Source organism: Leptospirales bacterium, assembly GCA_019694655.1.
Lineage (GTDB): Bacteria > Spirochaetota > Leptospiria > Leptospirales > Leptonemataceae > SSF53.
This window is the reverse complement of sequence record JAIBBN010000024.1, coordinates 1-21859: the sequence shown is the minus strand read 5'-3', so window position 1 is coordinate 21859 and position 21859 is coordinate 1. Positions and strand designations below refer to the sequence as shown.

Annotated in this window: 21 protein-coding genes; 13 read left to right on the top strand and 8 right to left on the bottom strand. The window is 59.6% G+C overall.

All coding sequences use genetic code 11. The annotated features are described in order from the left end of the window. Positions 1–14: 14 nt before the first annotated feature. Positions 15–1475 (bottom strand): aldehyde dehydrogenase family protein, encoded by a 1461-nt coding sequence (locus K1X75_17860; protein ID MBX7059932.1) that lies wholly within the window; start codon positions 1473–1475, stop codon positions 15–17. 89 nt (positions 1476–1564) lie between these two features. Further along, positions 1565–2695, bottom strand: coding sequence for a thioredoxin family protein (locus K1X75_17855; protein MBX7059931.1), 1131 nt, complete (start codon positions 2693–2695; stop codon positions 1565–1567). Between the two features lie 173 nt (positions 2696–2868). Between K1X75_17855 and K1X75_17850 the strand changes: the two genes are divergently transcribed. Beyond that, positions 2869–4302: an ankyrin repeat domain-containing protein gene (locus K1X75_17850; GenBank protein MBX7059930.1), complete on the top strand. Its 1434-nt coding sequence runs from the start codon at positions 2869–2871 to the stop codon at positions 4300–4302. 11 nt (positions 4303–4313) lie between these two features. Here the strand turns inward: K1X75_17850 and K1X75_17845 are convergent, their stop codons facing one another. The 3 genes from K1X75_17845 to K1X75_17835 form a co-directional block, all read right to left on the bottom strand. Continuing rightward, positions 4314–5720, bottom strand: a complete 1407-nt coding sequence (locus K1X75_17845) for an MFS transporter (GenBank protein ID MBX7059929.1) — start codon at positions 5718–5720, stop codon at positions 4314–4316. A 112-nt stretch (positions 5721–5832) separates the two neighbouring features. Next, positions 5833–8865, bottom strand: a complete 3033-nt coding sequence (locus K1X75_17840) for a hypothetical protein (GenBank protein ID MBX7059928.1) — start codon at positions 8863–8865, stop codon at positions 5833–5835. A gap of 108 nt (positions 8866–8973) precedes the next feature. Next, on the bottom strand, positions 8974–9840 hold the full coding sequence (locus K1X75_17835; protein ID MBX7059927.1) for an ankyrin repeat domain-containing protein: 867 nt from the start codon (positions 9838–9840) through the stop codon (positions 8974–8976). Positions 9841–9999: 159 nt separating this feature from the next. On the opposite strand from K1X75_17835, the gene K1X75_17830 reads away from it, so the two are divergent. Further along, positions 10000–10953, top strand: a complete 954-nt coding sequence (locus tag K1X75_17830; GenBank protein ID MBX7059926.1) for a hypothetical protein — start codon at positions 10000–10002, stop codon at positions 10951–10953. 417 nt (positions 10954–11370) lie between these two features. On the opposite strand, the gene K1X75_17825 is transcribed toward K1X75_17830, so the two are convergent. Next, positions 11371–11766 (bottom strand): hypothetical protein, encoded by a 396-nt coding sequence (locus K1X75_17825; GenBank protein ID MBX7059925.1) that lies wholly within the window; start codon positions 11764–11766, stop codon positions 11371–11373. Positions 11767–11887: 121 nt separating this feature from the next. Here K1X75_17825 and K1X75_17820 point away from each other — a divergent pair, with 121 nt between their 5' ends. The 6 genes from K1X75_17820 (at position 11888) to K1X75_17795 (ending at position 17450) form a co-directional block, all read left to right on the top strand. Next, positions 11888–12385, top strand: a complete 498-nt coding sequence (locus K1X75_17820) for a hypothetical protein (GenBank protein MBX7059924.1) — start codon at positions 11888–11890, stop codon at positions 12383–12385. 39 nt (positions 12386–12424) lie between these two features. After that, entirely contained in the window at positions 12425–13477 is a 1053-nt protein-coding gene (locus K1X75_17815) for an AraC family transcriptional regulator (GenBank protein ID MBX7059923.1), read from the top strand. Between the two features lie 7 nt (positions 13478–13484). Further along, positions 13485–14735, top strand: coding sequence for an MFS transporter (locus tag K1X75_17810; protein MBX7059922.1), 1251 nt, complete (start codon positions 13485–13487; stop codon positions 14733–14735). A 68-nt stretch (positions 14736–14803) separates the two neighbouring features. Beyond that, entirely contained in the window at positions 14804–15898 is a 1095-nt protein-coding gene (locus K1X75_17805) for a hypothetical protein (protein MBX7059921.1), read from the top strand. Positions 15899–15906: 8 nt separating this feature from the next. Continuing rightward, on the top strand, positions 15907–16695 hold the full coding sequence (locus K1X75_17800) for a hypothetical protein (protein MBX7059920.1): 789 nt from the start codon (positions 15907–15909) through the stop codon (positions 16693–16695). After that, positions 16692–17450, top strand: a complete 759-nt coding sequence (locus K1X75_17795; GenBank protein MBX7059919.1) for a hypothetical protein — start codon at positions 16692–16694, stop codon at positions 17448–17450. Before K1X75_17800 ends, K1X75_17795 begins: the two co-directional genes overlap by 4 nt. 37 nt (positions 17451–17487) lie before the next feature. On the opposite strand, the gene K1X75_17790 is transcribed toward K1X75_17795, so the two are convergent. Beyond that, positions 17488–18597: a helix-turn-helix domain-containing protein gene (locus K1X75_17790; GenBank protein ID MBX7059918.1), complete on the bottom strand. Its 1110-nt coding sequence runs from the start codon at positions 18595–18597 to the stop codon at positions 17488–17490. Between the two features lie 89 nt (positions 18598–18686). On the opposite strand from K1X75_17790, the gene K1X75_17785 reads away from it, so the two are divergent. Together K1X75_17785 and K1X75_17780 are read left to right on the top strand one after the other, a co-directional pair. Then, on the top strand, positions 18687–18899 hold the full coding sequence (locus tag K1X75_17785; protein ID MBX7059917.1) for a hypothetical protein: 213 nt from the start codon (positions 18687–18689) through the stop codon (positions 18897–18899). Positions 18900–18995: 96 nt separating this feature from the next. After that, positions 18996–19247: a nucleotidyltransferase family protein gene (locus K1X75_17780; GenBank protein ID MBX7059916.1), complete on the top strand. Its 252-nt coding sequence runs from the start codon at positions 18996–18998 to the stop codon at positions 19245–19247. Positions 19248–19399: 152 nt separating this feature from the next. On the opposite strand, the gene K1X75_17775 is transcribed toward K1X75_17780, so the two are convergent. Continuing rightward, positions 19400–19930, bottom strand: a complete 531-nt coding sequence (locus K1X75_17775) for a hypothetical protein (GenBank protein ID MBX7059915.1) — start codon at positions 19928–19930, stop codon at positions 19400–19402. A 181-nt stretch (positions 19931–20111) separates the two neighbouring features. On the opposite strand from K1X75_17775, the gene K1X75_17770 reads away from it, so the two are divergent. The 3 genes from K1X75_17770 (at position 20112) to K1X75_17760 (ending at position 21555) form a co-directional block, all read left to right on the top strand. After that, positions 20112–20573 carry an apolipoprotein A1/A4/E family protein gene (locus K1X75_17770; protein ID MBX7059914.1) on the top strand — a complete coding sequence of 154 codons (462 nt, stop codon included), beginning with the start codon at positions 20112–20114 and terminating at the stop codon, positions 20571–20573. 324 nt (positions 20574–20897) lie between these two features. Next, positions 20898–21191, top strand: a complete 294-nt coding sequence (locus tag K1X75_17765) for a type II toxin-antitoxin system HigB family toxin (GenBank protein MBX7059913.1) — start codon at positions 20898–20900, stop codon at positions 21189–21191. Between the two features lie 13 nt (positions 21192–21204). Continuing rightward, a complete protein-coding gene (locus tag K1X75_17760) occupies positions 21205–21555 on the top strand; it encodes a helix-turn-helix domain-containing protein (protein ID MBX7059912.1) in 351 nt (116 codons plus the stop codon). Positions 21556–21859: the final 304 nt, after the last annotated feature.

The following is a 21859-nucleotide window of genomic DNA, read 5'->3' as shown; positions in this document are numbered from 1 at the left end:
GCGCCGGCGCCGGCCTACAGCCAGCGCACCATGATCGAAGCCAGTTTACGCACCAGCGGCGTATAGGGCGGAAAAAGCAGCTTCAGCGGCGCAAAGCGATGATGCCGCAATACAGACTTCTCGTGGGAGAAGGCGCGAAAGCCGTAGTAGCCATGGGAGTTGCCCGATCCGCTGAAGTTCACCCCGCCAAAAGGCAGATTGGGATGCAGAAAGTGAATCACTGCCTCATTGACGCAGGCGCCGCCGGAGCTGGTCTCCGAAAGTAGAAAGCGTACGTTCTTTTCTTTGCTGCTGAAGATATACAGCGCCAGCGGCTTCTCTTTTTGACGGATGACTTCCACCGCCGCATGTACCGAAGGCACAGGCAGGACCGGAAGAATTGGTCCAAAGATTTCTTCGCGCATCACTGGCGCATCCATCGGAACGTCAGCCAGCAGCGTGGGCGCCAGGTAACGCTGGCTATCATCCACAGCGCCGCCAAAAACCAGACGTGCGCCGGCCTTCAGACTTTCCTGCAACATATCCGCCAGCCGCCGGTGGTGCTTGGTGCTGATGATCCGCGCGTAGTGTTCGCTATCCTTTTGTTCCTCTGGCGTATCGCCGTAAAACTTCTTCACCTGCGCCGACATCTTTTCCAGGAATTCCTGGTAACGATCGGCATGGCAGAGCACATAGTCCGGAGCCACGCAGGTCTGGCCATTGTTCATGAACTTGCCCCAGACCAGCTTCTTAACGGCGTCGTCCATGTTGACATGCTTGTCGACGATGGCCGGCGACTTGCCGCCAAGTTCCAGGGTGACGGTGGCCAGATGCTTGGCCGCCTTCTCCTGAACGATGCGGCCTACGGCCGGGCTGCCCGTAAAAAAGATATGATGGAAAGGACGGTCCAACAGCATCTCTGATGTTTCGCGGGCGCCTTGAAAGACGGCGATCTCGTTCTCTTCGAACAGTTCCTCAACCATGCGCTGGATCAATCCGGAGGTCGCGGGGCTGAACTCGGAGGGCTTCAGGATCACACAATTGCCAGCGGCAATGGCCGAAACCAGCGGGCCCATGGTCAGGTTGAAGGGAAAGTTCCAGGGAGCAATGATCAGCACCATGCCTCGCGCTTCAAATTGTACGCTGGCCGAGGTGGTCAGAAATGCCAGCGACGCATCGGCTGGCCGCGGCCGCATCCAATCTGCCAGGTGGCGGCGGGCGTGCTTGATTTCGCTGGTGACTACCAGGATTTCAGACAAGTCCGTTTCGGTGGACGGTTTGCGAAAATCGGACTGCAGGGCGGCGTGGATGTCATCGCGGTGGGCGTAGATCCAGTCCAGAATGCGCTTCAGCTTCTGACGCCGCTCTTTGACGGTGCTGCGGGCCACATGGTACTGGCGCTCGCTCTGCAAGCGGAAGACGCGCTCCAGGCGCTGGGCCTGCTGGGCGGGCGACTCCTCCACGGCTGCTGGTCTTTCGGCTACGCTCTGGCTCATGACGATCCTCTCTGGAGTCAGAGGGCCCCCGCCGCGAAAGAGAAGCAATCTTATTTCCGACCGTTGCGGGGGCGCCAGCGTCGACGCAATCAGTTTGCCGGAGTCACCTGCATATAGGGCTGCCAGCTCTGATCGCGGAAGATAAAGCCCTGGCCGCCGCGCAGGGGAATGGCCAGATACTCCTGACTGCGCGTATTTTGCAGTACTACGTAAGACTCGTCGCGACGAATTTCGCGAAAGCTCTCTTGGCCGGCGGCGCCCTCCACTGTGCCGGACCAGCCTTCGGCATTCTGAACAAAGCGGCCGCGAATGGACGCCGTATAGTTGAAGCTGGCGCCGCTGGCGGGCGCGGGATCGCTTCCGCCTGCCGTGCGTTCATACTGGCGCAGCGAGTTTAAAAAGCTCTGTTCATCGCGCCCGCCCACTTCGGCAAGGACGCGCCCCTCGGAGGAGACTGCCAGCATCGTCGGATAGCCATCAAACTGAAATCGTCGCAGATCGGAGCTGGAATCAAGCACCTTGAGCGGGATGAATTTGCCGTTCAGGACCGTTGCAACCGCCGCTTTGGACATCACATTGCGTTCCAGTTGCTGGCAATAGCCGCACCAGGTTGGCGCGGTAATCAAGACAAAGATGTTCTGTCCGCTGGCTCTGGCCTTTTGTAGCGCCTGGTCATAGCTGGCCGCCCATTGAATCGTATCAATGGCGCGCTCCACGCCGCGCACCTGCCGTTCGCCGGATACCGTAACCTGCAAGGTTCTGCGGATCTCCACGGGCCGATAACAAACGTTGGTGGCTGAATTGCACAATTGGGTCTTGATCAGCAAGGTTACGGGAATCGGACGCGCAGCGGGCGCACGGCCCAGCGTTTCAAATAGTTTCAGTCGATACTCGCCAGCGGACTGGCCAGCGCCGCGGCTTTCCAGTACGTAGTCCTGGTCTTTCAATTCGCCGGTCGGCGCCTGTTCCACATCGACGCGAAATCCGCGCTCTACGGCGCTAAATGTGGTAACGATATTGAAGCTGCGCGCATCGACGTGCCGGATGTAGAGATGGGTGCGGGCCGGCAGCAAGGCCTGCACGCTGAAGGCCGCATCGCCGCCGGGACGAAGGCTCAGTGACTGTACGCCCGGACGAAAATCTGGCTGTGGCGCCTGCGGCTGGGCCAGAAGCAAATTGGCACAAGAAATCAATACGATAGCGACGATTCGTAACTTCATCTGCGATCTCCTCTGATGGCGGCGGTTCTTGCCTTTGACGCATGCCAGTCCCGGAAAGGTCGCCGGCGGCGAGCCAGAAGATTGCCGATGGGCTTGTGGCAGTCGAGTCTTTTCAGCAAGGAAAGGGCCAGCGCCGCGCCGGATCTGCTATGCCGAATCCGCGGGCATCGAGCATGTTATCAAAAAAAGTTACTGGCCCCGCAGGCCGCGGCTTCGTCCATTCAGGCATGCACATCGATCGGCCTCGTCGCATTCTCCTGCTGCTGGCAATGCTTGGCGCTGCAGGCATTCTGGCGCAAAGCGCCGGGCGCCGACTGGGAGAGGCGCCGCCCTTGCGCTCGGCCGACTCGCTGTTCGCCCAGAGCGCGCGCAGCGGCCTGGCTCTGGATCATAACAATCGCGCGGCAGTAGCCGCACTTTACAGGAACGAGTACATCCCTTTTCGCCAGATCGCCAACGCCTGGACAGGATCGGTAAATGGCTGTCGCGCCGGTCAGAACAGCGAGGCCTATGATCAGGCCACAATGCGCGTGCTGCGCTTCTATCGAAGGATGGCCGGCGTATCAGAAGTCATTGTATTTGATGAGGAACTCAATCGCCTGGCAATGAAGGCGGCGCTGATCATGGAAGCGCGCAATGACCTGAGCCACAATCCGCCCCGGAACTGGCCCTGCTTTTCCGAGGATGGCAAGAAGGGCGCGGGCTCATCGAATTTGTGCCTGGGTTGCGTCGGTCCGTCAGCCATCGACGCCTATGTAACAGATAGCGGGGTGCAGGGGGTGGGCCATCGGCGCTGGGCGCTGCATCCGCAACAGTTGAAACTTGGAACTGGCAGCACGCGACGCGCCAACGCACTGTACGTGCTTGGCGGCTGGCGCGAGGAGCAAAGCAAGACCATTGTGCAGTGGCCGCCGCCGGGCTATGTGCCAAACGCCATGGGCCGCGATGCGTCCTATCCGTGGTCGGTGGAATTCTACGGGGAACGCGCCGACTATACTGGCGCACGCATCAGTGTCCGCGCCGCTGGCCGCGCCTTGCGAGTGGAACGCGAGCCGGGCGCCGCACCCCTGGTCTGGTTTGTGCGCGACATTCCGCGCGCTGGCGCTGCTGCCAGCGACGAGCTTGCTGTGGATGTGAAGATCGAGACCTTGCGCGTCGACGGTCAGCCGCGCACTCTGGAATACCGCGTCATCTTCTTCAATCCTGAAGCGACGCCGCCGCCGGAAGAAGACCATGAGCAGCCCGAACCGACGCCACAAGGATACGACAACAGTCTAAACGACGAGGTGGTACGCGCCGCCTATGCAGGCGAAGCGCAAGCGCTGGAGGGACTTCTGCAGCGACGCGCTAATCCCGACGCAGGTTATCAGGGCTGGACTGCGCTGCAGCTGGCGGCCTACAGCGGGCGCCGCGATTGTGTAGAAATCTTGCTCAATGCAGGGGCCAATGCATCGCTGCAGATCTCCGGCTGGACGGCCCTGCAACTGGCAGAGAGCCGCGGACACGCCGAGGTTGTGCAATTGCTGCAATCGCGCACGACGCAGAGCAGCGCTCGCAGTTTACGACCCCGGCCGACGCCGCCAGCGCCGCGACAGCGTGCGCAGTAAGATGGCTTAGCTCAGCCGCTTGCGCTGCTGGGCTCGCTCTTCCCGCCGCGCAGAAAGGATAATACGGCGCCGCATACTGCCAGCGGTATGGCGCCCGCAGCCATCAGATGCATGCCGCGCAAGAATGCAGCGGCATAGTGCGCTGTATTTCCCTGCTCCGGCAACAGATAGCCGCCGGCCATGGCAAAGATTGTGCCGGAGAAGGCTATGCCCATGCTCTGACCGATATAACGAAACATACCCAGTAAGCCGGCGGCAATGCCGCGCCGGGCGGGCGGAATCGATGACATCACCGCATTGTTGTTGGGCGCCATGAACATTCCGTAGCCAGCGCCAAACACCATCAGGTAAGAAACGACGCGTGCAGCGCTGCTGGTCTCCGAGATGGAACGCAATAGTGCAAACGCAAGGGCAATCAACGCCAGGCCGGCGGTGGCAATGCCGCGCGTACCCAGCGCGTCGCTCAGGCGGCCCGCCAGCGGGGCAACAATCATCAAGGTAAGCGGCATCGGCAGAATCAAAAGACCGGCGGACTGCGCCGAATAGCCGCGCAGATCCTGCCAGTAGAACGGCAACAGAAAGAGCAGTGCGCCCAGCGACATGGTGGCAAAAAGTCCCGCCGATTGCCCGGCGACAAAGGCGCGGATCCTAAACAAATCCATATGAATCAGAGGAAAGGCCAGCCGGGACTCCAGCCACAGAAAAAGAATCAACCCGCCCAGACCGAAGAGCAGCAGCGCCACTATGAGCGGCGATTGCCAGCCCCATTCCGGACCGCGCGTAATGCCCAGCAGAAAGGATCCAAGGCCCAGCACCAGCAGCGCCGCCCCGCGCCAATCGATTGGCTCGGGATTTCGATGGGCGCGCAGCGGCGGCAGAATCCAGAGCGCAAAAGCGGCGGAGAGCAGGCCAATGGGCGCGTTGATCAGAAAAACTGCGTGCCAGCCAAAGTTGGTCACCAGAAAGCCGCCCAGCGATGGTCCGAGGGCGGCGCCGCCGCTGATCAAGATCGCCTGCAGACCCATGGCAAGGCCGCGCCGTCCCTCCGGAAAAGTGTCGGTGATGATCGCCAGGGTATTACTGGAAATGAGCGCGCCGCCGGAGGCCTGCAAAACTCGCGCCGCTACCAGCCAGTAGATGCCTGGCGATGCGGCGCAGGCCAGACTGGAAAAGGAAAACACAAGCAGCCCGCTGATAAACAGGAACTTGCGTCCAATGACATCACTGATGCGCCCAAATACCGGGACCAGACCGGTAAGCGTCAGCGTATAAGCGATACCCGTCCACTGGATCTGGGAAAGAGAAGCCTGCATCTGCCGCGCCAGTGTGGGCAGGGCCACGTTGAGAATGGTGACGTCCATCACCACCATGAACAGCCCGACGGCGACGCTGGCCAGGATCAGATAAGGATTGCGCATGCCTCTGGCCACGCGTCCGGCCTGGCAGCAAGCTCAGCCGCGGCCAGTAGAAAATGGGGCGGGCCCTGGACTCAGATCTTTGCCAGCAGGAAACGGACGCAAGAATTCACATCTATCGTGTACTCAGGTCGGCTTCCTTGATTTCGTGAAGGAGCGGGTTGTACATATGACTGACGCGCATGGCCAGGCGCGCCCTGCCGCGGAGCCGCGCGCGAATTCGTAGCGTCGCACTCTGCCGATTGCGCAAGGGGATGGTAATCAAGTTTCCGCCGGCCGCGGGTGCACCGTCTGAATCTGGAACGATCTCGCAGCTGGCGGGAACGGCAACTTCCAGCAGTCCGTTGAGGCGCAGGGCCGGATCAGAAACACTGACTCCCACGATTGTTTCTCGACCGCGCTGCAAGGATTGCGGCGGAAGTCGCCAGCGCACTCCGCTCAGCGGCGCCGCAGTCTGCAAACGCCGCATGAGAGGCGATTGAAGCTTGCAGAATCGTAGCTCATGCAGGCCGCAGCGCTCCAGAGCCAGTAAGGCCTGTAAGAGATGCACGCTGCCTGTCGTGGCGCCAAAGAGGTGGGCGCCGCCTTGTACAAAGAAACGATTGGCAAAGGCTGCAGGTTGCGTCATCGGGTTGCTGACCTTGCGCTTGCGCCGGCTATTGTCATCGCCACGTGGCGCAGCGAGGCCAAGCCAGGAACGCAGCCGCTGCATGAAGCCCGACTGTGCAGGTTGGCGCGCCGCAGCAGCGACTTCAATGACGCTTTGCGGCAGCAGCATGGCGGCAACGAATAGCGGCGCCAGACGATCTGTCCCGGACCAGAAGCCGGATTGCTCCGGGGCGTTGTCGGCCAACAAGGCTGGCAGCCAGCGCCGCAGTTCGCCGGTCAGCGCCTCTGGCGAACGCCAGAAACGCTCCCAGAAACTGGCAAAGCATTCCGAAGCGCTGCGCGGTTTTTCCTCCAGGCTGGCCAGGGCGGGCGTCGCCGTGCCATTGCGCTGCAAGAGCTGCAATGAATCGCGGTACAATGCGCCGATAGCGCCCGGACTTTCGCGAAAGGGCGCCAGACTGCGCAGGACGCGCTCCGTCACAGCAAGATTGGCCGGCGCGCCGTCCCACAGCGAGAAAAGCCCCGTCTCGCGCTGCATGTAGAGGCGCAATTGCCGATGAAGGCTTTCTGCAATTTCATCTGCGTCCGCGCTGGCAATGCTGGCGCTGCCCCTTGATCGAAGAACATGAAAGGCAAAGAGTCGACTCGATGCCTGTTCTGCACATGCCATGCTGTACTTCCAGAGTTCCGTCGCCGCCAGTTCAATGGCCGCGCCACAATCAAGCAGGGCCTCGCCATCGCAGGGCAGCCATCCCTCAGGCGGACCGCGGTCTGGCCTGACCGGCGCCAGGGCCCACGCCGCCGATGGGCCAAAGGCGTCAACGCAGGGAGTCTTGAGTACTGAGACATTGCCCGATGCGTCTTCCAGCTTGAGGCCCGGATGCTCGCGATCCACCAGTACTTCGTAGCGGCGCCCATCGGCGTCGGCGCTTTGCTGCGGCGCGACCGGTTGATCAAAAAAATCAAAAACCCGTTCTGAATCGCCGTCGGGTACAATCACCTGCGCCTGGACTTGATCCCCGCTGAGGATGCTGTGCGGCAAAAATAGCCGGAGTGCAGCGCGGCATTGCAAATCAGCGGCAGCCCAGCGCCAGCCCTGCGTCTCGAAATGGATGACAGTCAATCGGTAGCGGCCAGGGAGGTCCGCGCGTAGCGCAAGCTGACGCTTCCCGGACAACAATGGCACAACGCCCACGATAGCGCCTGCATCTCCGCCAGGCCGCAGATCGGTGAAGAAGCGCCCCGCCCTCTGGCCGGCCTCCAGAGTAAGCGGAATGAGTTGACCGTCCTGCAATTGTTGCAAGATCGTCTGGCCCATGGCGCCGCTCCGGGAAAGCTCCAGGCAATAGAGTGCGGCGCCCGGTCGATCTACATTCAGTAAAACAGTAAATTGTTTACCACTACTTATTGATTCCGGCAAGAGCAGCATGTTCTCCGTTGGGGCCGGGAGAGGCTGGCGCTGCGGCAGCAAGGTCGAACAGCTCCGTTCACTGCCCTCGCCATGGAAATGCAGCAGGAAGGGACCGTGCGCACTGCAACCCTCAAAGCTCGTTTCTGCGCCTGACAGCGGGCCGCCGCTCCAGGCAATCTGCCCCAGGCTTGCGCAGCACTTCAGGCAAAGCAGGCTAATCCGTCCGCTGCCCTGAAATAGCTTCATGCCATGATCCGCCTCCAGTACCCGCGCCTCAAACGCCAGGCGGCCATTTTGTTCCCTGCTCGCGTCGATCACCAGCGCCAGACGCGGCCTATCTTCATCGGCCATCGCCGCCGCGACCGGCAGCGGCAAATTTGCCAGCAGCGCTTCGCCTGGCGCGCCGCGATCCAGGGAACGCAGCGTGAGAAAGCAAATCATGTTGCGATTGCGTTGATCGACCGGCAGCAGCTTTTCAAAATCGGGAGCGGTCAGCGAGCAGGCCACGAGCCCATCGGGCCCGGGCGTCACGATTTGGCTGGACAGGAGCGTCGGCCCCAGCTGCAAGCAGAGCGCAACCGATTGACCCGGCGGACCAAGGACCGCCAGCGCCGCTGCGCTGCCGCGCTCCAGGCTGCTCTCCAGCGACAGAATCCGCCACGGAGTTTGCGAAGGATTGGCCGGCAGGCAGTCAAATTCTTGCCCGAAAAGCAGACCCGGATCAAAACTCAGTTCCCCTCTAATGTATAGTTTTCTAAAATGTTCAAAGAACGGTGCAGCGCTTGCTGGCGCCGGGTGTTTGACAATCTCACTCAGTCTGTTTTCGGATATGCTTTCAGCAAGGATGGCGCGCAGGTCGCGGTGTTCGGCCTCATCAGCCGCGTCGGCCAGCAGCGCGCCCGCCGCCTGCTTTTCGAGCGATAGACAAAGCGTTCGCCGATCCGCTACGGCCAGCTGCTGTAAAATCCATAGCGGCCGGTCCAGGACGCGCGCCGCTTCCTCTGCAAGGCAGGGATTGGCCTCCAGCAGAGCGCGTAACATGCGCCGAGCAGACGCGCCATCTGCAGCGGCGGCCGCAATACGAACCAGCCTTCGGGCATTCTCCCGCCATTGAGCCTCTGTGCTCATCCGGGCCTCCTCGACAGACCGACACATTGTGCGCCGCCGACAGACGCGCGGCGACATGGTCCAGACTGCCGGTAGCCTGTTGGACGAAGCAAAGCGCCGCTGTGGCGATCAAAAATTGGATCGTGGCCCAGGCAAAGGCGGCGCTTCCAGAACTTCAAACATTCCGCTACGTTGCCATTGCTGCGCCCATTGCAGTGGAGTCTTGCCGCGGGTTACAACTGTGCGATCGGCCCCGCTGGACAGCAGGAGCTGAACAACATCGAGATTGTTTCTGGCGATCGCCAGATACAATGGGGTTTCGCCGCCGCTGTTTTGAGCATTGACAGCGGCGCCCCTTTCCAGCAGGTAGCGGGCGGTTGCCAGATCGCCCGAACCGCCGATCACCGCATGCAGAGTTGAGTCCTTGCCATACTCTGTTACGAAGTGTAGATTTGCGCCGGCGGCTTCTAAGACTTGAATCGTTTGCAGATGGCCATTGCTGGCTGCGCGCCACAGCGGCGTGCCGCCATCGAAGTACTCAATCTTGTTGAAATCGGCCCCGCGTTGCAAGAGCAAACGCACTGTCTCGGTCCGGCCAAAAGAGGCGGCCAGATGGAGGGCAGTGACAAACGGATCATAAGAGATCGAATCGACAGCCGCGCCGTGATCCAGGAGCAGCCTGCAGACTTCAGTATGGCCTTCCGCAGCCGCAAACATTAGCGGCGTCATGGATTGAAAGGGGCCGCCCATGGCAAAGACCTCTGCCTTTGCGCCCCGGGTTAGTAGTTCGTTCACCTCGGAAACGGCGCCCTTCTGGGCCGCCTCAATAAGCCGTTGCTCAAGCGGGCCTATCTCCGCCTGCTGTTTCTCGATTTCCGCTGCGCGACGCCGCCGGTTTTCCGCCGCCCCGGCGTCCAGGGCCTGACCCCTCACGATGCCGGCGCCCAGCAACATAAATAGCGCTACGGTCAATATAGCCGCTTTATACACTTTCATGAGAATGAAATTGGGAAAGAGGCGCAGCACTTCAAGCCTGAATTGGCAGGCAGGCGCCGCAATCCTGCGTTCTGGCTGCCGCCGGCAGTCATTTCTGAGCGGGGTCTTGCACCAAAAGCGACTTGTCCTGGCAAGCGCCAGGCTCGTTTCTCGACGGCAATGAGCTCTAACGATTCGCAAACCGAAGCGCAAATCTATACCGATCGCATGCTGGCCTTTATCCGCGCCAAAATGGACGAGCGCGACGCGCGCCGTGAGCACAAACTGCGCGGGCTGCATCCCAAACACATTGGCCTGGCGCAGGGCGAGTTTGTAGTGCCGCAAAATCCGCCGGAGCTGGCCGTAGGACTCTTTGCAAAGCCCGGGCGTTACAAGGCCTTCTTTCGCTTCTCCAACGGCGTGGCCGATGTTGCCAAAGACCGCGGACCGGTGCTGCGCGGCTTTGCCATTCGCGTTTACGATGTAGCTGGCGAAAAACTGTACCAGGACGATAATGGCGAGAGCAGCCAGGACTTCATCCTCAACAGCTATCATACCTTTGGCATGAATACGGTGAGGGAGTTCTACGAACTGACGCAGGCCGTAGCCAACAAGAAACTGCTTTCATTCTTCTTTAATCCCTTCAACTCGCACATCGGGATGCTCAAGCACGCCTCGAAGATGGGCGTGGATTGCGCCAATCCGCTGGACCTGCCCTACTACAGCATGACCACCTATCGCTTTGGCGATACCTACTGTAAATGGATGGTCCTCCCCAAACAAAAGAGCGCCGAACCAGCGACCAACCATCCCAACGCGCTCAGCCGCGCCTTTGACACATTTCTGCGCGGCCAGGAAGCGCGCTTTGATTTTTGTGTGCAGAAGTTTGTCGATGAGCGTCGCACGCCGCACGACAATGAACGGCGCAGCTGGTCACAGAGCGATGCCCCGCCGCAAAAAGTTGCGGAGTTGATTTTCCCGAAGCGCGAAGTTGACTCAGCGACTCTGGAAGGAATCGAACACCGCACCGCTTTCAATCCCTGGCATACGCTGCGCGAGTTTCAGCCGGTGGGCGAAATCAATGACGCACGCGGCCGGATCTACCAGGAAATTGCCGCCTACCGACGCAAGTAGAAGTTCGGAACGAACAACATGGGGCGATTCCCACTATTATTTTGCGGACCATCCACGCTGGCCGCAATACTGTCGCTCGCCAGTTTCCAATATTGCTCATCACCGGATGATCTTCCCTGTTCGCTACGAACCGACGCCCCATCGCTTGAGAAGAATCTCTGCACACCGGATCAACTGGAGGCTCTCGAAAAAAGGCGGCAGGACCGTGTGATTCGCGGAATTTGCACCGTTCTACTTGCGGGTTGCGTTGAGCGCTGCACCGGTACTCCCCCGTACTGCCGCTTCGACCCGCCAGTCTGCTATGAATGGGCTGCTTGCGCAGCCGGCTTGAGCGGCCAATCAACGTTGTAGGGTGCAAATCGCCTGGCGCACCGTCGCCAGATCTTTTAGAAACGCGCCACAGCCTGGATACCCAGGCTACAAAAACAGCCGGAGCGCCGCCCGTCCGCCAAAGCCTGTAGTCGCTGTCAGAAAGCTGAGCGCTGAAAATATTCCAAAGGGCGAAAACGGCGCTCGACTGAGTTGGGGGCGGATCGCCAGGATTTGAAAAAGCAGCGGATTGCTTACGGCGCCTGCAAGACTGCACAAGATCAGCCACGGCGGGACCCTGTCATCCAGCGGGGCGAAGCTGAGCAGCAGCAGCGCCATCAACAGAAAGTCGACATGGCTTCGGATCATGTCCGCATCAGATTGAATCCAGCGTTGCAGCGGCGTAATTTGCAGGTAGCGTCGACCTACCACGAGCCAGGCTTGTAACAGCGCAACGAGTACAAGGGTCATGGCCAGCTTGATTTGGATTTCGGTAAGATTCATTGCCGAAGCATAGCAGAACCAGAGTCGCACGTCGTCGCAAGGTATACGGCGGGACACAAGCGGCAGTCCCGGCGCACAGCATGGGTCGCCAGTCATACAAAACTATGGCAGAATCGCAGACATGGAAACCTATCAAGTTGCGATTGTTCTTGGGCAATTTTGTTTTGCGGCAATGCTCTATGGCTGGATTGCACACTGGCTGCTCTGGCCGCGCCTTACCGTTATGCCGCGCGCGCAGGCGTTGCAGGCGCCGCTGATCTTGCAGGCCTTCCGCTATCTGGGATTGATCTTCCTTCTGCCCCAGGTGATAGGCGCGGAGCTGCCGCGCTACTTTGCACTGCCCGTGGCTCTGGGCGACCTGCTGACCGCCAGCCTGGCCTTTGGCGCACTGGCCGCGTTGCGCAGACAATCGTCTCTCGGCATCCCTCTGGCCTGGCTGGCCAACCTGATTGGCGCGGTCGATTTTCTTTACGGCTACGCCGTCGGCATCACTCTGCATGTGCCGCTGGGCGCCGCCTTCTATGTGCCAGCGCTCTTCAATCCGGCCATGGCCGTGGCCCATCTGGTCGCATTCCGTTTGCTTCTGCAAAAGAAGACAGCGGCCGTCGCTCTGGCCTGAGGCCGGCAAGGGGAAAGTGAGTTGCCGGGCGCTGCCGCTGTGTCAATTTCCAGAGTTGTGTTCGGCGCTCTTGAGGTTTGGCTGATCGGCGGCGCCCTGTTTGCCCTGGTCTGGGCGGCGGGCCTGGCGCTGCGCCGCCGAGAACTGCGCGATCGTGGCGGCCTGCTGGCGCTGCTGCTGCTGCTGGCCGCATTATTCATTTCTGAATCGGCCAGGATTGAAATGACTTCTCCCTGGCTTAGCCTTGCCGTTGGCGCATTGAACTGGATGATAGGCCTTGCTATCGCCTTCTACTTTCAGCGCTCGATCTTATTGGTTCAAGCGGGTCGACGCAGGGCGGCGCTGCATTTTGCCGCTCCGCTGCTGTCTGCCTTCGCCGGTTTTCTGGTCGCTCCGCAGCATGTCGTCCGCTATGCTCCGGCGACAGGCGCGCTGGCGCTGGCCGCCTACTCCGGCTATATCTTGTGGAAACTCAATGCATCGATGCAAGAATGCAAAAACGCGGCGCAGCGCTACTTCCCTCAGCTCAAATTGATGATCATCTTCCAGTTTGGCCTTCTGGGAACAGTTGCCGAGGCATTGCACTGGCATAGCGGATTGCTGCTCTGGCGTATCGAAGGTCCGCTGATCTTGTTTGTCGCCTACTGGTTGGCCCAGGCGCAGCCTGCCCTGCTGGACGCCGTCGGCAGCGAAGTGCGGCGTTATGCTCGCAGCCGACTGGGGGCCATCGATCCCCAGGGAGTGCTGGGAGATTTGCAGCGACTGATGAGGGATGAAAAACTATATGCCGATGAGGACTTGAGTCTGGCGCGTCTTGGCGCCGAGCTGGGCCTCAGTGCACACCAGCTTTCCGAATTGCTGAATCGTATCGCCGGGCGCAGCTTTCACGACTACGTAAACGATTTTCGAGTGGCGGAGGCAAAGCGCCTGCTGCAGAACGAAGAACAGCGCAGCGCGCTTTCTATCGCCCTGGCGGTGGGCTTCGATTCAAAATCTACCTTTTACCGCGCCTTCCGGCAGCGGGCCGGCATGAGCCCCGGCGACTTTCGAGCTGCCAAAAAGAATCGCCCATCGGCAGCGGCCGGCCGCTGAATGGCGTATGCCCACGGTCTCGCCGCGTCGCGTGCTGAATACCTATGTAACCATCACGCTGCTTTCGACTTTTGCCAGCGCCTTCATCTGGGGAATCAACACGCTCTTTCTGCTTGGCGCCGGGCTGAGCATTACGGAGGCCTTCGCCGCCAACGCCTTCTTCACGCTTGGTCAGGCAATCTTTGAAATTCCCACCGGCGTGGTCGCCGACTCGCTTGGCCGCCGCGCCTCTTTCTTGATGGGAGCGATCACGCTGATCATTGGCACGGCGCTCTACTGGCTGCTCTGGAAATGGCAATCGCCCTTTGTCTACTGGGCGCTCAGTTCGATGCTGCTTGGCCTTGGCTTCACTTTTTTTTCGGGCGCCACCGAAGCGTGGTTGGTCGATGCGCTCAACCACGCCGGCTACCAGGGCTCGCTGGAAAATGCCTTTGCCCGCGGTCAGGTTGCCTCCGGCGTTGCCATGCTGGCCGGAACCTTCAGCGGCGGATATTTGGCGCAACAATTTGATCTTGGACTACCCTACCTGCTGCGCACCGCCTTTCTGGCGGCGGCCTTGGTGGTTGCGGCGCTGCTGATGCAGGACCATGGCTTTGCAGCCAGGTCGCACTCTTCCATGCTGCAGGCAATGCGACACATCATCCATGAATCTATCGAGCAGGGTTTGCGCAATGCGGCGCTTCGACCGGTCATGCTGGCTGGCCCATTTGTAATGGGCGTCGCCATCTTTGGCTTCTATGCCATGCAGCCCTACTTGCTGCAGCTCTACGGTCGCGCCGAAGCCTATGCGATTGCCGGTCTTGCGGCAACAATGATCTCTGCCGCGCAAATTGGCGGCGGCTTACTGACGCCCTGGATTCGAAAGCTATTTCGCCTGCGCAGTTCCGTATTGCTGGCCGGAACGCTCTGTTCCTCGCTTGCGCTCTTGCTGATGGGCCTCTGGGAGAATTTTTACGGCGTGCTGGCAACCATTGCCGTCTGGGCCAGTCTCTTTGCCGCAACCATGCCCGTGCGTCAGGCGTACCTCAACCAGCTGATTCCTTCGGCGCAACGCGCTACCGTGCTGTCTTCAGATAACCTTTTGAGTTCGCTGGGCGGAATTGTTTTCCAACCTGTGCTGGGCGGCGCTGCGCAACGATGGGGCTATGCATCGGCCTATGTTCTGGCGGCGATGGCTTCGCTGCTGGCGTTTCCATTCTATCTTGCTGTACGCCGAAGCGCATCGCCTGCCGATCAGATTGATGCACCATCGTCCTGATGGCAAGAGCGTGCAGCGCCTGGCGTCCGAAATCGCGATTTCGGACGACAGGATCGGGAAAACAGGGCATGCTTAAGCTGCCGGATGCGCGCAAGCGTCATGCCTGCCATCGAATCGAAAAGGGGAAGCAGGACATGCCAGCAGTGCAAACGCGCAATGTGCGATGGACCAACGATGCCTTTGCACCGCGGGTAAATGAAAGTTCGCCGGGCTATGAGGCTTACTACATAGTATTGAGCCATGGCAGCAGCGGACGCGCGCTGTGGCTGCGCTATACGCGCTTGAATCCCGTGCGCGGCAAGCGGCAGGGACCGGTTGGCGCTATCTGGGCCTCCTTCTTTGAAGCAGGCCGGCCGCAACGACATGCCTGCAACGCTCTGATGCTGCCCTTTGAGATTGTCGCCGAGGACCGGCCGCCCGCTGGCGCAAACGCCTGGCTGAGTCCGGGGCGCATGGTCGGCGCCGTGGAGACGCCACAGGGCCGACTGAGCTGGGATCTTCATATCGAGGGCGAGCTTGGCGTCTATCAGCCGCTGCCGCTGTGGCTGACCAGACTGCCAATTGGCGGCAGCAAGGATATCGTCCTGGACGCCAGGGCGACGGCTCGCGGCAGCGTCACGCTGGGCTCGGAGCGCATGAATTTCGACGGCGCCCGCGGCGCGCCGCATCATATGTGGGGAACTCGTCTGTCCCGTGAGATTTACTATAGCAGTACACCGCAATTTGACGGCGATGAAGAAGGCTGGGGCATTGAGACTGTTTCAGTGCGCCCCGATCCCTTCTCGCCGCTGATGAGCTGGGCGACCATCAGCCGACCGGGCGAAGTTCTCTCCAGCGCCAGTCTGTGGCGTATGATGACTGGATCCTGTCAGGCAACCTACCCTGCGTTGCAAAGCTCGCTGCGCGGCGCTGATTTTTCGCTTCAATTCAAGACCCGATTGGAAGAATCGCAGATCACCTCCTATCGCTTTCGCGATCCGGATGGCAAGACGCGCTATGTGGAGCAAAGCGATATCTGTCCAATGGAAGTTCAGCTGAACTACCAGGGAAGGATCAGGCATTTGCGCAGCCGCGCAGGCGGCGTCGTCGAATTTCACCGCAGCTCTGGACCCTGGAGCGATCGCAGCCACTGTGATCCCTATGGCGAACTTTTTAAGGACTGAGGGAAAATATGAGAGTAGGATGGCTGTTTGCCTGGTTGTTGATGCTGTCGCTTGTTGCAGGCATCGTCTGCCTGTTTATTTTGAATCCGCTGTGGGGCGCCATTGCCCTGGTTGCGCTCCTGATACTGGCGATCCTTGACTATCGCTTTTACGCCTCGCGCACCAATGCCTTTGCGGTGTGGGCCTATGTGGCCACGCGCTACATGCAGTTGAGCCGGGGTTCTCTGGAAAAGTTTGCGCGCAACACAAATCGGCTGCAAAAGCTGGCCGGCAATCAGCCGGCGCTGCTTCCGGAAAGTTTTCCCATGCGCAGTGGCGGCCGCCCGGCGATGGTCCATGGACTGCCGCACCGTCAACTGGACCAGCTGCCTTCGGCGGAAATGCGCGAGTACTTTCGTAAGCGTTTCACAAAGATGGAAGACATTGCCGACCTAAAGCGCAGCACAGTGGAATTCAAGCCAAGCGTCTGGGAATTGACCGGCGCCGAAGCGCTGATCGTCCAGAATTGCACAGCCGAGAACTGCAATTCCGAGCTGATGCGGGCCAGGGGCGAATTTGCGCATCTGCATTCGCACGACGGCAGTCTGCATGTGGTTGTGCCCATCCCCGATTTGATCACTATCATCCGCAAGGAGTGGGGCGACATGTTTGCGCCCTCTGGCGGTTTCTGGCGCAAGATTCCGCATGTCGCGCTGGTGTATGCGCCGCGCGACCGCGCCGAGGCTGATATCGTCGGCCGCGTTTTGCGGGCCTCTTTTCAATACTGTACCACTGCAAGCAAGGAGCGCAAGGCATGAGCAACCAACCACAGGCTACCGGATTGGTCGATCCCTCAAAGATTCGGCCGCGACCGCCACAGATCGACGCCAACCTCATTGGGCGACTGAAAAAGCTGCAGGATCTGAGCGCCAGCATTGCCGATGTGCTCGATAACTTTGGCGTGGATGGCGCAGTGGGCGCCAGCATCCTGCGGCCAACCATGGCCGGCAAAACGATCATTGGCACAGCTATCACCGTGCGCAAGACGCCAGCGCGCGAGGCGCCGGCCACGCTGTTGAAAGAGGGTCGTTCCGACCTGGGCGAGATCGAGGGCGCCAACCAATTGCGCGCCGGCGATATCCTGGTGATTGAAGGACAGGCCAACGTATCGGCCATGGGCGGCATCATGTCCACCATCTGCAAGCGCCAGGGCGGCATTGGCGCCGTAGTTGACGGCGGAGTGCGCGACATTGAACACTCCATCCACATCGACTTTCCCATCTGGTCCAGCCACGTGACGCCAATCACCGGCAAATGGCGCAGCGTGGTGGAAGAAATCAACGGCCCGGTCAGTATTGCCGGCTGCAAGGTTTTTGCCGGCGATCTGGTAGTGGCCGACGGAACCGGCGTGGTTTTTATTCCGCAGCAGCTGGCCGAAAAAGTCATCGAACAAATCGAGGCCATCTCCCAGAAGGAAGACGCCTTTCGCGATGCGTTGATGAGTTCTTCGACCGCTTCGCTGACCGATCTGCTGCGCGCCGTGCAGCAAGCGCAGTCGGCAAAGAGCAAGTAGCGCGAAATCTTCGGGCGGCGGCGGTCGCCGTCCGAGGCTAGCCCGGCGCCGCGCGGTACTCTGAAGGCGTCAGACCGGTGGCATCCTTGAAGGCGGCATTGAAGGTCGACTTGGAATTGAAGCCAACCTGCATGGCGATTTCCAGCACGCTGAGATTGCGATCCTCGCGCAGCAGTTTGCAGGCCTCGCCGATGCGAGCCTCGTTGATGAAGGCGTTGAAGTTCTTTTCCAGGCGCAGATTGACGTACTCTGAAAGCTGCCTGGGATTGATGCGCAAGCCCTCCTCGCTCACCGCTGCGCAAAAGGCAGGCAGGCTCAGTCCCTCAACCCGGTAGATGCGCTCCTGCTCCATCAAGCCCTTCAAGATCTTTGCCAGCCTTGATTCGTCAAAATCCCACTGTGGCAAACGATTGCGCGCCGTCTGCTGATCTGGATCTAGAAGTCGGCTCAATAATTGACTGAGCACAAATACTCCGGCCACAGAAAAGGTCACCAGGGCGGCGCCCCAGGCGTGCAGGTTGCTGCGGATCTCGCAGCGCTGGACGGCAATCTGACTGACCGCTCCGCCAATCAATGCAACGCTCAGCAGAACAAGAGAACCGATACGCAGCCGGCGAAGCTGTAGATCATCGAAGCGAGTCAGCATCGCAACGAGCATCACGCCGCCGCCGCTCAGAATCGTAAGCGGGCGCGGCAGCAGCGAAAGCCAGTGCAGGCGCATGTCCATCGCCGGCCCGCAGGTAGAAAGCGAAGCAACCACGGCCTCCCGCCAGCTGGCCAGGCCTGGCGGCGTGGTATAGAGACAGACGATAAGCGCGAGGCCGCTTAATGCGGCAAGCGCCAGCGCAATCCACAGATCACGACTGGCCGGATAGCGTGCAAAAAACAATCGGCCCAGGTAAGCGCTCAGCGTTGCCGGGTAGGCAAACATGGCCGGAAAGTGCAAAATGGAAATGATTGCCATGGCGTCGTTCTCAGCCTGCAAGAGACCCATCGCCGTTTGAATCTGCCACAAGCCAAGCGCGCCCATCATGCAAAGCAGGGCCAGCCGCCCGTGCTGCCGCGGCAGTCGGACTGCCGCCGATACGGCAATCACCAGGGCTTGCAGTGCGCCGTAGAGAACTGCGTAATTCAGGGCCGCTTGCATGGCAATCGTGGGGCCAAACCAGGGCCCGCCGCCCCGGTCCAGTCAAGCTGATTGGCAAGCGGCAGAGCGCCGCTTTTCGAGGGCGGACGGTGGTCGCAGCGGAACAAGCAGCGCCAGACGCACAGCTGGCTGCCGGACAGGAGGGATCATTCACGCCACAAATCAGCGAACGGCTGCGCAGCATACCGGGCGCCGCAGCCGAGGATATGAAGCAGATGTTTTCCGAGCAACGCGAGGCAGTGCAGCAAGAGGCCTTAGAATCCGCAGAGTTGCGCTGGATTGCCGGCGTGGTCGTTGCATAGAGCGTTGGCGTGCTCGGTTACCTGGCCTTGCGCCAGGCAGGCGCGGAGTCAAGATTGAATCGGGGCGAGATCATTCGGCGGCTTCAGGATAGTCGAGTGCGAATCCGAACCGAGTTCGGAGTAGCAGCGCTTTCGCTATTTGGCTCCTGGGCCAGGGACGAGGCGCGGCCAGAGAGCGATATCGACATTATGGTCCGATTCAGCGGACCGGCTACGTTTAAGGGCTACTTTGACCTGAGGGAGTATCTCGAATCCCTTCTGGATGGGCCCGTCGACCTGGTTACGGAAGGCGGACTTCCCGCGACGTTGCGAGCAACGGTAGAAAGGGACTTGATTCGTGTCGCGTGATTGGCGGATCTAAATGGATACTTCGCAATCGACGATGATATCATTTGGGACATAGTTTCGAACGAGCTAAGACCGTTGGAATCTGCGCTGCAACGGTTGCTGGATACCTCCCGGACAGAATGACTAGAGACCGGCTACAGCACCGGCCCCGCTCATTCCAGTCCAAGGGCGCCCATTTCTGCCAGGTAATCCATGTAGAGATTGATCACCAACGCAACACGCGCGGGCGGAAGTTTGCGAAAGCGCGGCCGCTCAAGCAGGTCCAGCAGGATCTCGTCGGCATCAATCTCAGCGTCGCGATGCAGTCGTTGATGCATGACCTGCGCCAGGAGAAATTGATCGGCGACGTGTATGTCGCCAAACTCGCGCTGAATCAACTGGTCGAGATAGGGCTTGTAGTCTTCCGGTTCAGGAATCACTGCCCCGCCGGCGCGAACGAAAAAGTTCATCACATCAAGGACGAAGCGCTTTGCATTCAGGATGTGCAGGCCCATTTGCCGACAACGCTTGCCCAGGGCCGCCGACAGCATTTCGTCATGCACTGCTTCGCTACGCGGCCCATAGAACAAATCGGCGCAGACTTCGAAGGAAATCTGATGGAGCAGACTGTCCAGGCCCTGCTCTCGGACCTGTTCGTCGGCAAGGTAGTCGGCCAGAGTCAGACGATCGATATTGGTTTGCATGGTTTACTCCCGGGGTAAGGGCCCTCAATCATATATGCCATTGGCGGGAGCAATTCTTGAGTTAGACGGCATTTTTTGGCGGCGGGCAAAGGCCTGGCCTCGGCCGCGGTTCTTCAGCGGATTTTCTGCGGAACGCAAAGTCCCACTGCGACCATAGAATGGTAGACAGGGGGAAATCGATATGGCAAAATTAAGCCAGCGGCTGCGTAACACGCTGGGCGACGCGGCCGAGGACCTGGAACAGATGTTTGAGGATCAAGCGGACTCGATCCAGCTGAGGGCCCTGGAATCGGCGGAACTGCGCTTTGGCGCCCGACTGGACCGCAGCATTGATAGCCTGCGCTCAGCCATGGACCGCAGGTTCGAGGGTCTGCGCGACAATATGGACCGCAAGATCGACGCTCTGCGCGACGATATGGACCGTAAGATCGGCGGTCTGCGCGACGACATGGACCGCAAATTCGCGGCTCAATCTGTTGACTTTGATCTGAAACTGGATCGACGCTTTGGCGAATTTCTGGTCTTGCTGCGCTCGGAAATCGACGCTCGCGTGGGCAAAGCGCTGACCGTGCAGACGCGCTGGATTGCCGGCATCGTTGTGGCGCAAAGCGTCGCCATCCTGAGTTATCTGGCGCTGCGCTAGGGCCGACTTCAGCGCGACGCCACTGTCTCCTCCATGATCTGTCGCATTTCAGCAAAGAGTCCTGAGAAGCGCGCTCAAGACCGCTGAAGTTTCTTGGTTGCGACTTGCCCCGCGGACCCGGTCGCGGCGGCGGCGTCCAAAAACGACCAAGGACGCCCGAGTTCTGAGGCGTCCAGTCATGCTGCCAGGACGCGACAGGTTACGAACGCTGAATGAGGGAACTGTGACGGCTCTTAACGGGCATCACGAGCGCCAATCCTGACCTGGCGAAAATCATTTGAAAAGTTCTTGACACAGGTTCCCGTTTTGGGAACTTCGCTTCCGGTGCGAATCATCAAAAGGAAGACGTTGTCCGATTTCTGGGTGAAACACCCCGATGCGGAACAGCCTCTCAAATCATGGTTCCACGAAGTGAAAAAAGCACAATGGGAGACCCCTGCCGAAATTAAGCGTCACTACCGAACGGCCAGCATCTTGAAGAAGGAACGCGTGGTTTTCAACATTGGAGGGAATGACTACCGGTTAGTGGTTCACGTCCACTTCAAAAGCAAGGTAGTATTCATTCGTTTTGTGGGAACTCATAAAGCATACGATGGAATCAATGCGCAGAATGTCTGATGGAGCAGCAAAGATGAAACTGAAGCCTGTCAAAACCAAGAAGGACTACGAAAGCGCACTGCGACGGATTGACGCGTTGATGGATGCCGCGAAGCAGTCAGATATTGATGAGCTGGAAATTCTGGCGACCCTGGTCGAGGATTACGAGGAAAAGCACTTCCCGATTGAATCACCTGACCCTGTGGAAGCTATCCGGTTCCGACTGGAACAAATGGGACTCACCCAGAGTGACCTCGCAGAGTACGTAGGAGGGAAAAGCCGCGCCTCGGAAATCATGAACCATAAGCGTGATTTGTCCAAAGCTATGATCCGCACACTTTCAAAGGCTCTGCAAATTCCCGTCGAGTCGCTTCTCGGAGTTTAGCAGGCCGAATCACATGTCGCGCACGGGTTTGGTAATGACATTTTATGCAATGAAATAGCCATGCTCCCCCGGTTGGGGAGTTCCAGAACGTGCTGAGGAGTATTATAGAGGAATTCGTCCTTTACCTCGCAGCCTGAGAATCGGCCTTTTTTCGAATTTGTAACTTTAATGCGACTGAATGGCGATTATCGGAATTCGTTTCACCGAACGATCCGTGCAACCCCTCCCTTGTTGACCTGGGTCAACAAGGGAGGCAACCGGAACCTGTGAAATCGATCCCGGAGCGGGCGTGCGGGCGAAGAAG